Raw genomic sequence first — 12,145 nt, 5'->3', positions numbered from 1 at the left:
GCCGTACTCATGCACCTCGCGACGTTGTGGGTCGCTTGGCCAGAATTACCGGCTATTCCTTACAGAAGCTGCTTTCAAAGTTTTACGCCTGCAGAACGGGGAGCTGATGAGGGTTGGCGTTGAGCTTTTCCCCGCTGGAAAAACCCTTCGCCAACACCGCTCTGAAGGAACGACTGTGCTCGTGACGCTTTGAAAACAGCTTCTAACGGACATTGGCGCCTTAAAAGGCTGGCTGATTCTACGGCAAAAAAAAATTAAAGGTAAGTTAGGCCCTCAAGTTTGAGGGGTGATCAATGTTAGACAAAGGGCTAACATGCCGACCTGTTCCGCGTTTCAGTGCCTTTGCCAACCTTATGCCCAATCAGACCATCAAGACCCCCTGCGTCGGCCTCTGCTCCACTGTTTACGGTGATCTGGTGTGCCGTGGCTGCAAGCGTTTCCATCACGAAGTGATCAACTGGAATGGTTACAACGAGGAGGAAAAACGTGCGGTGTGGCTGCGTCTGGAGCAATTGCTGTCACAAGTGATGGCGGCCAAGGTCGAGATCTTTGATTCGGCGCGTCTGCGTCAGCAACTGGAGCAGCGCAAGATCCGCTTTGTGCCGCATCAGTCCGAGTATTGCTGGGCGTATCAGCTGATTGCCCGGGGGGCGCGGGTGATCATTAATCTGGAAGCCTACGGGATGGTGCTGTTGCCGGAGTTTCGCGACTGGAACCTGCCGGAATTGCGCGATGCCATTGATCGGGAATTCTTCCTGCTATCGGAAGCGCACTATCAGCGCTACATCGCACCGGGCTTTCTCAAAGACGCCTTTGGCGCCTGAAGGTCAAAAGCTTCGCGAGCAAGCCCGCTCCCACAGGGGAATGCATTTCAATATTTGAAAACAAGACCACTCCCACAGAGGAATGCATTTCAAACTGTGGGAGCGGGCTTGCTCGCGAAGAGGCCCTGTCTGACGCCGCAAAACTTAATGCTTCACCGCCAATTCCAGCAAATGATCCTCAACCTCCTGCGGCTTGAGCACCAACACATCGCTTTCCAGCGTATCAAGCACCACTTCCGCCGTATTGCCGATCAACGCACCTGACAACCCAGTGCGCGCCACGGTGCCGATTACGGTCACTGCTGCTTGCAGTTTGTGCGCTATGAACGGAATCAACACATCCGCCGGGCCTTCCTCGATGTGCAGATGCTCGTCATCGACATCGAACTCCGCTTGGAACGCCCGGCATTGCTCGCGATACTTCGCCTCGATCGTTGATTTGAGCTGGAAGGTCGGGTCGGCCGCCGACAGCATCGGCGACGGATGGGCGCTGATCACATGCAGATGCCCTTTGGCCAGGCTGGCAATGTCAAAGCCATGATCGATGATCGTGGTATGCAGATGGCGGTGTTCACCGTCGGCATTGCCCACATCGACCGCCGCCAGAATAACTCTGTCTTTCCAGGGCGTAGAGGTTTTTACCAGCAGCACCGGAGTAGGGCAGTGGCGCAACAACTTCCAGTCCGCCGGGGTCAGCAGGGCTTTTTTCAACGAGCTGTCAGGGAAGTGCTGTTTGATCACCAGTCCGCAACCCTCGGCCTGCTGCACGTCGGTGATGGTTTCGTGCAGGCTCTCGTTCCAGGCCTGTTCGGTGGTGACACTGTAGCCGTCCGCCAGCAGCGCGGCTTTGAGCACGCCGAGCATACCGGCGTGGTCGTGCTTCTTGTCGCACACCAGCAGGTGCAGATGGGCCTGGGTCACACCCGCGATCAACTTGGCGCGCTTGAGCGCCAGGCTCTCCGAATGTTCGGGTTCGATGACCACCAGAATGCTGCGAATGGCTTGCATGAGCGGAGTCTCCAGCGAATAAAGGGCACGGCGTTGCACAACTATAGTTGTTGCGCCAACACCTGCGACTTGATGCATATCAACGCCAGCCGCTGGTGGTCTTCGGACAGGCCGGTATAATCGGCGCCCTTCGCTCGAACACCTTGACCGTGAGCCCCATGATCCTTCCCGAAATCCACGAATTCCTTGGCTGCCGCACACCCGATGCCTGGGTTCAGGCCGCACTGGCCGATCAGGAAACCCTGCTGATCGACCACAAGAACTGCGAGTTCAAGGCTGCCAGCACCGCGCTGAGCCTGATTGCCAAGTATCACTCCCACGTCGACCTGATCAACATGATGTCGCGTCTGGCCCGGGAAGAACTGGTGCACCACGAACAAGTCATGCGTCTGATGAAACGCCGCAAGATCGAATTGCGCCAACTGCATGCCGGCCGTTACGCCTCGGGTCTGCGCAAAGTGGTGCGCAGCCATGAACCGGTGAAACTGGTGGATACGCTGGTGGTTGGCGCGTTCATCGAAGCGCGCAGTTGTGAGCGGTTCGAAGCACTGGTGCCGCATTTGGACGAAGAACTCGGCAAGTTTTACTTCGGTCTGTTGAAAAGCGAGGCTCGGCATTTTCAGGGGTATCTGAAACTGGCTTATCAGTATGGTGACGCCAGGGATGTGGCTCAGGTGATCGATAAGGTGCGTGCGGCCGAACAGGAACTGATCGAATCGCCGGACGTGGAATTTCGTTTCCACAGCGGTGTGCCGGCAGTAGCCTGAAGCTCAAACTGTCGCAGCCTTCGGGGGCTCTCCGATTGCTAGGGGTGCGATTGAACCAAGAATATTCTGCATGATGCCTGCCGGTGTGATTCGACGCATGCCGCCAGCGTCTAGCCTCAGTGTCCCCGCAATCCCACGGGGCGAGACTTCGGAACCCGGCATGCAAGCGCTGTTGAACGAGATCCTTGATGCTGTCCGGCCCCTGATCGGGCAGGGCAAAGTGGCTGACTACATTCCTGCCCTCGGCACCGTGGCGCCCAACCAGTTGGGCATCGCTGTATACGGTAACGACGGCGAGATGTATTGCGCCGGCGACGCCGAGACGCTGTTCTCGGTGCAGAGTATTTCCAAGGTGTTCAGTCTGGTGCAGGCCATTGAACATTCCGGTGAGGCGATCTGGGAGCGTCTGGGCCATGAGCCGTCCGGTCAGCCGTTCAACTCGTTGGTGCAGCTGGAATTCGAGCGCGGTCGCCCGCGCAATCCGTTCATCAATGCCGGCGCACTGGTGATCTGCGACATCAACCAGTCGCGCTTTGCCGCACCGACCTTGTCGATGCGTGACTTCGTCCGGCGTCTGTCGGGCAATCCGCAGATCATGATCGACGGCAAAGTCGCCGACTCTGAATACCAGCACCGCGCACGCAACGCGGCAATGGCGTACCTGATGCAATCGTTCGGCAACTTCCACAACGATGTTGAAGCCGTGTTGCGCAGCTACTTCAGCCATTGCGCGCTGCGCATGAACTGCATCGATCTGGCCCGGGCCTTTTGCTTTCTGGCCAATGACGGCTACTGCAAGCACAGCGGCGAACAGATTCTGACGCGACGCCAGACCCAGCAGGTTAACTCGATCATGGCCACCAGTGGTTTGTATGACGAGGCGGGCAACTTCGCCTATCGCGTCGGCCTGCCGGGCAAGAGCGGCGTCGGCGGCGGGATTGTCGCGGTGGTGCCGGGGCAGTTCACGGTTTGCGTGTGGTCGCCGGAATTGAATGCTGCCGGTAATTCGCTGGCGGGCATGGCGGCGCTGGAGATGCTCAGTTCGCGGATTGGTTGGTCGGTGTTCTGACCGCGTGGTCTCCCGATATTTCGCACAATTGGAGGTTTGATCCGGCCAGGTTCATTCGTATCGTCCCGCGTTTTTGGCGCGCTGGCGTCGGGGGATTTGGCGATGAATTTCACATGGCGCAAAAAAACGCTCGCGGACAGCGGGGCTTCCACGGTCGTAGTGGAACCGGCCCCCGTGCCGATTGATGAAGCGCTGCTGGCGGCCCACACGGCCGAACGGCGCGATCGCGATTTTTTCCAGGGCCTGGCGCAGCACTTGTTGACGTGCGGCAACTCGTTGGCGCCGGTCAGCGAATCGTTCTCGATGCTCAACCAGCGCCTCAAACTGAACCATCAACGCGCCGAAGCCGTCGCCAGTTCGGCCATCGACAACCGCGCGCAAGTCGCTCATTTGCAGGAGCAATCGCGGGTCATGGCCGCGGGCCTGGGAGCACTCGAAGGCGTGATTACTCACTTGGTCAGCCGCGCTAGTGAAATCGACCGCATCGTCGATCTGATCAGTGACATCGCGCGCAAGACCAATCTCCTGGCGCTCAACGCCGCCATTGAGGCGGCCCGCGCAGGGGAGACGGGGCGCGGTTTTGCGGTCGTGGCGAGTGAGGTGCGTTTGCTGGCAGAAAAAACCGCTGAAGCCACTCGGGAAATCGTTAAGGAAACCTCGGCCATCCAGCACGAAATCGATCAGGCGAAGCAGTCTATTTCGCAGCAGAGCCAGGTCTCCGGTGCGTTCGCAGCGATCATCGACAAGACCGAAGAAGCCATGGCCGGTATGTACGGCCAGGCGCAGCAAATGCAGCGCGAAATCGACCAATCGCACCTTTTATCCGATATCGAACTGGCCAACCTGCAAGAGCTGACCCTGAAAGTCACGGTCTACGACCGATTGCTCAACCCCAAGCCTCACGCGCCATTGTCCCTGCCGGATGAAACCGAATGCTTGTTCGGCCAGTGGTATTACGGCGAACAGAATCAGGGTCAGCAACGTGACGCCGACTTCCGGCGTATGGAATTGCCTCATCGACTGGTGCACAGCAGCGGCCAGGCTGCGTTAGAGGCGCACGCTCGTGGCGAACTGGAAGAAGCACTCAAGCAGGTCGGCCAGATGGAGGAGGCCAACGCCGCCGTGATGCGTAATGTCAAAGGACTGGTGCACGCGCGCCTGCAATCTCTGGCTTGAGGCGTGACGCTCAAAGACTTTTGCTATACATTTTTCGCCCGCTCTCTGCATGGTGAATCCGCTTCATGTCTCTTGCGCTCGAACGTCTAGTCGCTGGCACGCCGATCCCTTTCGCTGGTAACCGCGTCACCGTGGTCAGCCCCGAACTGGCCGCGCGCTTTCAGCCCGGTGACCACCTGCTGGTGGAGCAGGTGAGTGGCGAGTTGTTGCTGATTCCGGTGGCCGATCAACACGCGGCCGCCGTGGCGATTGAGCGTGCGGCAGCGGCATTTACCGCGTTATCGGCGGTGTCAGATGAGGCGATCAGTCAGTTTTTCGATCTGTTCGCGCAGCGCCTGGAAACCCCCGATTGCTGGGTGCAGATCGAGGCCGCCAACCTCGCCGATATTGAACGGGCCAAGGTGCGTGGGCGTTCCACCACGCGGTTACTCGCTGATGAGCGCATGCGCCGCGACATGATTGCCGGCCTGCGCGCCTGGCGTGATGCCGCACCGACGCGCGGCAAAGTCATCAGCAGCGTCGAGCACGATGGCTGGAAGGTCGAGCAAGTGATCTCGCCGCTGGGCATCGTTGCATTTGTCTTCGAAGGTCGCCCGAATGTATTTGCCGATGCGGCGGGTGTCTTGCGCACCGGTAACACGGCGGTACTGCGCATTGGCAGCGATGCGTTGGGCACGGCGCAGGCCATTGTCGCTCACGCGTTGAACCCGGCGCTGGCTGCGGCCGGTCTGCCCGTGGGCGCGGTGTCGCTGGTGGAGAGTGTCAATCACGCCGCCGGTTGGGCGATGTTTGCTGATCGGCGTCTGTCGTTGGCGGTGGCTCGCGGGTCAGGACGTGCAGTCAGTCAATTGGGCAGCATTGCCCAGCAGGCGGGAACGGCGGTCAGTCTGCATGGCACCGGTGGTGCGTGGTTGATCGCCGATCGTGAGGCTGACGCCAAACGCTTTGCGGCGGTGGTGCGCAACTCGCTGGATCGCAAGGTCTGCAACACCCTGAATGTCTGCCTGATTCAGCGCGAATGCGCCGATGAACTGGTGCCGCTGTTCCTCGACGCGCTGCAACAGGCCGGTACCGCACGCGGCCAGGGCTGCAAATTGCACATCGTCGAGGGCAGCGAACGTTGTCTGCCTGCTGAATGGCAAGGCACGACGGTCGAGGTCTATCGCGCCGAGGGCTATCAGAGCGAAGCACTGGCCGAACCGTTGGCAGAGTTGGAGTTGGGTCGTGAGTGGGAATGGGAAGAAACCCCGGAAGTCAGTCTGATGATCGTTGACGATCTGGATCAGGCGATTGCGCTGTTCAATCGTTACAGCCCGCAATTTACCGTGTCGCTGATCAGCGAGGATGCGCAGGTTCAGGAGCGGTTTTATAACGCGGTCAACGCACCGTTCGTGGGTAATGGCATTACCCGCTGGGTCGATGGGCAGTACGCGCTGAACAAGCCGGAGCTGGGACTTTCGAACTGGGAGAGCGGGCGGTTGTTCGCGCGCAGTGCGATTCTTTCGGGCGATGGTGTGTTTACCGTTCGCAGCCGTATGACCCAGATTGATCTCGGTGTGAAGCGCTGAAAGAAGCTGTGGCGGGGGAGCAGGCTCCCTCGCCATAGGGGCGCAATGTAATTCAGGCTGCTGCGCTGGTGTTTGCCTGAACGGCGCAAGTTGCCGGTTGCTCGGCCAGCGGCACAAAGGTACGGCGGTCCGAGGACAGCGCATCGATCGAGCCGGTCTCGATGTCATACACCCAACCATGCAGATTCAGCAGGCCTTTCTCCTGTGCCAGGCGCACGCTCGGATGTGTCTGGATATTCGCCAGTTGCGCGATCACGTTTTCGCGCACCATCGAACTCAATTTTGCCGCGTCATTGGCATGCGGCCGCGCTTCATTCACCACTTTTGCCGACTCGGCATGTTGCAGCCAGCCGCTGACGGCAGGCAGGTGATTCATGCATTTGCATTTCGCAATCGCCGTCATCGCGCCGCAATCGGAATGGCCGCAGATGACAATGTCGGTCACGCCAAGCACCGCGACCGCATATTCCACTGTCGCCGAAACCCCGCCCGGATGCGGACTGTAGGACGGCACGATATTGCCGGCGTTGCGGATCACGAACAGTTCGCCGGGTTCTTGCTGGGTCAGCAGTTCCGGCACCACGCGGCTGTCGGAACAGGTGATAAACAATGTGCCGGGCTGCTGGGTGGTTGCCAGGTGTTTGAACAGTTCGGTGCGTTGCGGAAAGGCTTCGTTCTGGAATTTCAGGAAACCGTCGATCAGGGCTTTCATGTGCATGTCCTCGTTGAAGGGAGATCGGATGGCCCGCACGCAAAGTGCGGGCCGGGCACATCAGAACGGACGCAGGGGCAGGAACTTGCCGTCGAGGGTGACCACGGCGCGAGAGCCGCCTTCCGGGTCTTCGACTTTCTTGATGTCGAGTTTGAAGTTGATTGCGCTGATGATGCCGTCGCCGAACTGCTCGTGAACCAGTGCTTTGAGGGTGGTGCCGTAGATCTGGATCATTTCATGGAAGCGATAGATGGTTGGGTCGGTCGGCACGCCGCTAAGGCTGCCACGCAGCGGGATGATTTGCAGGGCCGCGACAGCGTCGGCGTCCAGTTCAAGCTTGTCGCCCACCACTTGGGCGGCGTTTGCCGACAGCGGATGTTGGCCGAGCAAGGCGGCGGTGACGTACGCCAGGCTGAGGCCGGTGCCGTCGGCGAGATCCTGCCACGACAGATTCTTGCGTGCCTTGATGTCCAGAATGCGGGTGGTCAGGGCCAGGCTGGCGTCGTTGTAGGCGTGGGACTGTTGCATGGTGTCACTCCTTTCAGGGGTTGGCTTGCTGTGTGGGATTGATCTTCTGCCGATTCATCCATAGCGTCCAAGACCGATATACAATGATTCGCATAAGCCTTGCCTATAGATGGTGCTCCCACATGCTGCTGCGACATTTGCGTTACCTGCTGGCCGTTGCCGATCACGGCGGCTTCACTCGCGCGGCCGAGGCGCTGCATGTGTCGCAGCCAACCTTGTCGCAACAGATTCGCCAACTGGAAGAAACACTAGGGGTGAGCCTGTTTGATCGAACTTCACGTACGGTCAAAGCCACCGATGCCGGCCAGGCATACATTGAATGTGCACGTCGGGTGCTGGTGGAGTTGGAGGCGGGCAAGCGCGCACTGCATGACGTGAAGGACCTGAGCCGCGGTACGTTGCGCCTGGCGATGACGCCAACGTTTATGGCGTATCTGGTCGGGCCGCTGGTACGCGACTACGCGGCGCGATATCCGGGGATTCATCTGGAAATCTTCGAGTTGTCGATGGACGGCATCGAGGCGGGTCTGGCGGATGACTCGCTGGACATTGCGATTGCGTTCACCCCCGTACGCAGCCCGGACATCGAGTGCATTCCGGCGTTTACCGAGACCCTGGGTGTCATGGTCGGGCGCGAGCATCCGTTGTATGAAAGTGATTCAGTGCTGACGCCTGACGATATCGCGCAGCTGGATTTCGCCTTGCTGGCGTCGGACTTCATCACGCGCTTGTCGGTCGATGAGTATTTTCGTCAGCACGGAATCACGCCGCAGGTGCGCATTGAGGTGAATTCGGTAAGTACGTTGCTGGAGGTAGTGCGGCATTCGCCGATGGCGACGATGTTGCCGGAGGCGATTGCGACTGAGGATCGGGCATTGCGCAGTCTGCGGGTCGAGTGCGAAGCGCCGCAGCGTGGCGCCGCGTTGTTGCGGCGGCGCAATAACTATCACAGTGCGGCGGCGGTGGCATTTATGAATCTAGTCCTGGAACTCTCGCTCTGATTGTAAGCACTCAATAAAAAAGGGCCTGCTTCTTAAAGAAGCAGGCCCTTTATAGTGTTGAAGCAGTCAATCAGCAGAACCGATCAATCACCCGAACTTCGTTCTTGTTCTGCATCGAGTCCCACGCCTGTTTCAGCGTTTGCAGAACATTACCGATGAAGTCCCTATCGGCTGCCGCTTTTTTGCCGACATAGCCGTGGCCGCGACGGTACATCTTCAGGCGGGCCAACAGGTTCTGGTTGTTCTGCTCGAACTCTTCTTCGCCAGCGTGGGGCGACAGGCAGTCGATATGCACCTGCCCCGACTTGCTGATCCACAGAATATGGCTGTCGTGGCTGTCTTTCTGCGCAGCGAACATACGAGCCAGTTCTTCGATATTAGGTTGATTGTTCAGATTCATGATGTTGCCCCTTGACCAGTTTGGTGATCTTTCAAAGTTGATTCGCTAATACAGGTAGCCCATCGGTTAGTTGATCCCTGGCACCGAAACCAGGACGTCAGCGCTCGCCCGTTTGATGTACGGGGTCGTGCATCTGTTGCATGTAGTCGTGTTGAATAACTGCTACGCAATAGCGTCACAACGAAGAGAAACAGCGAAAACCGGGAGGCTCCTTGCCGACGTTTTCAGGGTCGACCACAAGCGTCTTGAGAATTTTCGCCAGCGTTTCTCGTCCTTGTACTGGACGTTCAGGCCAGGTCAGCTTCTTCAATCTGCCTTGTGGGCAGCGTGTATCCGGAAAAAACAACTCGGCGGTCAGACGAGTTTGCTCAAGCGTGTTACCAAATGTTCCCGATCGGGGAACGTCTTCATCATGCAAAAGCAAAACGATGCCGTCAACGGTTTTGTAGTGATTATTTTTGGTCACTACATATTGTCGGACAAAGCAGTTTTGGAATGAGAAAGAATCCGTTCAGGCAACGGAAAAAGGTGAGTGCAGGGCGTAGAACGTGCACGGGTAACCGTCCATTTCACGCTGGTACAAGGTGAAAGCGCCGCCGGTCAATTCCGGGATCAGCTTGGCCCAGAAGCGCTGTGCCGGCAGGTTGGCGTCGATATGGAAAATTTGCCATTGACCGGGGATCCGGCTCAAGAGGGCAGAGACGACAAACTGCGCGACGCCTTGGCCACGAAAGCGCCGGGCGAGGAAGAAGTAGCCGATGTTGTGCTCCGCACCGTCGATATGCGTTTCGCTATCAACGGTCACGAAGCCGGCGAGTTCGTCGTCGACTCGTATCAGGAACGGTTGGGTTGCCGGGTGGCGCCAGTATTCGGCTTTCGATTGGATAGGGAAGAAGCCATGTGCAGCAAGTTTCAACGGCAGCCATTGGCTGAAGTCGTACATGTAGAACTGCATCAGGTTTTCGAGGGTTTCGAGTTCATCGCGTTGGGCGGGGTGCAGTTCTAGGGTGGGCATGCTTTGGGTTCCTGAAAGTGATGGACCTCTCGGAAACAGTAGCGCGTTTCACTTTTTAACTGCCGGTTTTGCCTTTCGTTTGGTCGCCACGGCGGTGTTGCTTCGGGTCGATTTGCGTTTTTTCTTCCAGGGTGTGGCAGCTTTGCCAGCAGGCGGTGGACCGCTGATGGTCAGGTTCAAATGGGAGCAGCGTGTCACTTGCTTGCTCATCCATGCCGCCTGCTTGGTGACGAACTCTTCCAGGCTCATCTCGCCGCTCTGCACCATGTCCAGCGCCTGCTCCCAAATCGCCGTAGTGCCAGGGTCGGCAATGGCACGGGGCACGGCGTCGATCAGGCTGAATGCGGCGGGTGTGGCGGCCAGCGCCTTGCCGTTTTTCACCAGATAACCGCGATCCAGCAGTCCCTGAATGATCGACGCACGGGTGGCTTCAGTGCCAATGCCGGTGGTGTCCTTGAGTTTCTGCTTGAGCAGTGGATCTTCCACCAGTTTGGCGACGTTCTTCATCGCCTTGATCAGGTCACCTTCGGTGTAGGGCTTGGGTGGTTGCGTCCACAAGTCTTTGAACTTCACCTCCACCACAGCGCACTCGACGCCTTGGGTCAGTGCCGGCAAGGTTTGCGGTGCGGGTGCTTCGCGCCCTTTGGCCGGTGCGAGTGCTTCGGGTAAAGCGCGTTTCCAGCCCGGTTCGATGATCTGTTTGCCGACGGCGCGCAACGCTTCACCGCCGCAATCGAAATCGGCCTGGGTTCGATCGTATTCATGATTGGGCAGGAACTGCGCCAGATAACGTGCGCGGATTAGCGTGTAGACCGCCCGGTGTTTGCCGCTCAGGCGCTCAAGATTTTTCGCCGCTGCAGTGGGAATGATGCCGTGGTGCGCGCTGACCTTGGCGTCGTTCCACGCTCGGGATTTTCGCTGAGGCTCAAGAAAGCCCCGCAGCGCTTCAAGGCTTGGGTCAGCCTGACGCAGCGCTGCGAGAATCCCCGGCGCCTCACTGTGCTGGCTTAGCGGCAGAAACCCGCAATCGCTGCGCGGGTAGGTGATGACCTTGTAGGTTTCGTACAGCGCCTGGGCGATGTCGAGGGTTTCCTGGGCGCCGAGGCCGAGCTTCTTCGAGCAGACTTCCTGCAAGGTGCCGAGGTCGAAGGGCAGGGGCGCCACTTCGCGTATACGCTCGGTTCGCAACTTCACCACCCGTGCACTGGCGGCGCTGCTGATCGCGGCGGCAGCTTGCTGCGCCAGTGCCAGGTTCAGGCAGCGATCCTGATCGTCACAAACATCCGACGGGGCGCGCCATTGCGCGGTAAACGGTGTGCCGTTGTGCAGCAGTTGCACATCGATCGCCCAAAACGGCACCGGCACGAAATCGGCGATGCTGCGATCACGATCCACCACCAGCCGCAATGTCGGCGTCTGGACTCGACCGACCGGCAACACACCTTGATAGCCCGACTGACGGCCTAGCAGGGTGAACAGGCGACTCATGTTCATGCCTATCAGCCAGTCTGCCCGCGAGCGACCCAGCGCCGAGTGATACAGGCTGAACGTTTCGGCCCCCGGTTTCAGCGCGGCCAAAGCTTTGCGGATCGATGCCTCATCCAGCGCTGACAGCCACAATCGCCGGATCGGCCCGCGATAGCGGCAATGCTCGACCAGTTCCCGGGCGATCATCTCGCCCTCACGGTCGGCGTCGGTGGCGATGATCAGCTCGCTGGCCTCGCCGAGCAGGCGTTTCACGGCTTTGTACTGGCTGGCGGTGCGTGGCTTGACGGTCATTTTCCACTTGTCCGGGATGATCGGCAGATCGGCCAGCACCCAGCGCTTGTAGCGGGCGTCGTAGGCATCCGGCGGGGCCGTTTCCAGCAAGTGGCCGATGCACCAGGTTACCGTGACGTCTGTTCCCAGCCAGCAGCCGTCGCCCCGGCGCTTTGCGCCGAGTACGGCCGCAATGTCTTTGGCCTGGGAAGGTTTTTCACAGAGGTACAGCTGCATATCCACCATCGTCGATCAATGTCCGAACAGGCGCACAGAATGGCCGGAGTTAGCGTCAGGGGCAACTTTTATCTGTATGGAT

13 protein-coding genes and 1 pseudogene are annotated in these 12,145 nt (G+C 58.9%); 7 read left to right on the top strand and 7 right to left on the bottom strand.

Annotation, left to right across the window (positions count from 1 at the left end; translation table 11 throughout):
* The first annotated feature begins 353 nt into the window (after positions 1 to 353).
* Complete coding sequence (locus tag K5E40_RS22390; RefSeq protein ID WP_221732659.1) at positions 354 to 824, top strand: DUF1289 domain-containing protein; 471 nt, start codon at positions 354 to 356, stop codon at positions 822 to 824.
* A 144-nt stretch (positions 825 to 968) separates the two neighbouring features.
* Here the strand turns inward: K5E40_RS22390 and K5E40_RS22385 are convergent, their stop codons facing one another.
* Positions 969 to 1,832, bottom strand: coding sequence for a universal stress protein (locus K5E40_RS22385; RefSeq protein WP_221732658.1), 864 nt, complete (start codon positions 1,830 to 1,832; stop codon positions 969 to 971).
* Between the two features lie 158 nt (positions 1,833 to 1,990).
* Here K5E40_RS22385 and K5E40_RS22380 point away from each other — a divergent pair, with 158 nt between their 5' ends.
* The 5 genes and pseudogenes from K5E40_RS22380 to K5E40_RS22365 all read left to right on the top strand — a co-directional run bounded on the left by K5E40_RS22380 (position 1,991) and on the right by K5E40_RS22365 (position 6,412).
* Positions 1,991 to 2,599 carry a tRNA-(ms[2]io[6]A)-hydroxylase gene (locus K5E40_RS22380; protein WP_221732657.1) on the top strand — a complete coding sequence of 203 codons (609 nt, stop codon included), beginning with the start codon at positions 1,991 to 1,993 and terminating at the stop codon, positions 2,597 to 2,599.
* A 160-nt stretch (positions 2,600 to 2,759) separates the two neighbouring features.
* On the top strand, positions 2,760 to 3,668 hold the full coding sequence (gene glsB / locus K5E40_RS22375; protein WP_221732656.1) for a glutaminase B: 909 nt from the start codon (positions 2,760 to 2,762) through the stop codon (positions 3,666 to 3,668).
* A gap of 102 nt (positions 3,669 to 3,770) precedes the next feature.
* Positions 3,771 to 4,421, top strand: a pseudogene (locus tag K5E40_RS35685) (methyl-accepting chemotaxis protein); the annotation flags it as partial.
* Between the two features lie 6 nt (positions 4,422 to 4,427).
* Entirely contained in the window at positions 4,428 to 4,844 is a 417-nt protein-coding gene (locus K5E40_RS35680; RefSeq protein WP_401133180.1) for a CZB domain-containing protein, read from the top strand.
* 65 nt (positions 4,845 to 4,909) lie between these two features.
* Positions 4,910 to 6,412 carry an aldehyde dehydrogenase family protein gene (locus K5E40_RS22365; protein ID WP_221732654.1) on the top strand — a complete coding sequence of 501 codons (1,503 nt, stop codon included), beginning with the start codon at positions 4,910 to 4,912 and terminating at the stop codon, positions 6,410 to 6,412.
* A gap of 52 nt (positions 6,413 to 6,464) precedes the next feature.
* On the opposite strand, the gene K5E40_RS22360 is transcribed toward K5E40_RS22365, so the two are convergent.
* Positions 6,465 to 7,124 carry a carbonic anhydrase gene (locus tag K5E40_RS22360; protein WP_221732653.1) on the bottom strand — a complete coding sequence of 220 codons (660 nt, stop codon included), beginning with the start codon at positions 7,122 to 7,124 and terminating at the stop codon, positions 6,465 to 6,467.
* 60 nt (positions 7,125 to 7,184) lie between these two features.
* Complete coding sequence (gene cynS / locus K5E40_RS22355) at positions 7,185 to 7,652, bottom strand: cyanase (RefSeq protein ID WP_221732652.1); 468 nt, start codon at positions 7,650 to 7,652, stop codon at positions 7,185 to 7,187.
* A 122-nt stretch (positions 7,653 to 7,774) separates the two neighbouring features.
* Here cynS and cynR point away from each other — a divergent pair, with 122 nt between their 5' ends.
* Positions 7,775 to 8,653, top strand: a complete 879-nt coding sequence (gene cynR, locus K5E40_RS22350; RefSeq protein ID WP_221732651.1) for a transcriptional regulator CynR — start codon at positions 7,775 to 7,777, stop codon at positions 8,651 to 8,653.
* 70 nt (positions 8,654 to 8,723) lie between these two features.
* On the opposite strand, the gene K5E40_RS22345 is transcribed toward cynR, so the two are convergent.
* From K5E40_RS22345 to K5E40_RS22330, 4 genes are all read right to left on the bottom strand, one after another.
* Positions 8,724 to 9,053: a hypothetical protein gene (locus tag K5E40_RS22345; protein ID WP_221732650.1), complete on the bottom strand. Its 330-nt coding sequence runs from the start codon at positions 9,051 to 9,053 to the stop codon at positions 8,724 to 8,726.
* A 175-nt stretch (positions 9,054 to 9,228) separates the two neighbouring features.
* A complete protein-coding gene (locus K5E40_RS22340) occupies positions 9,229 to 9,519 on the bottom strand; it encodes a hypothetical protein (RefSeq protein ID WP_221732649.1) in 291 nt (96 codons plus the stop codon).
* Between the two features lie 45 nt (positions 9,520 to 9,564).
* Positions 9,565 to 10,068: a GNAT family N-acetyltransferase gene (locus tag K5E40_RS22335; protein WP_221732648.1), complete on the bottom strand. Its 504-nt coding sequence runs from the start codon at positions 10,066 to 10,068 to the stop codon at positions 9,565 to 9,567.
* A 48-nt stretch (positions 10,069 to 10,116) separates the two neighbouring features.
* Entirely contained in the window at positions 10,117 to 12,063 is a 1,947-nt protein-coding gene (locus K5E40_RS22330) for a DNA topoisomerase III (protein WP_221732647.1), read from the bottom strand.
* Between the last annotated feature and the right edge of the window lie 82 nt (positions 12,064 to 12,145).

The organism is Pseudomonas baetica (assembly GCF_019733355.1).
Classification (GTDB): Bacteria; Pseudomonadota; Gammaproteobacteria; order Pseudomonadales; family Pseudomonadaceae; genus Aquipseudomonas; species Aquipseudomonas baetica_A.
The sequence above is the reverse complement of the archived record's forward strand: the minus strand, read 5'-3'. Positions and strand labels throughout refer to the sequence as shown.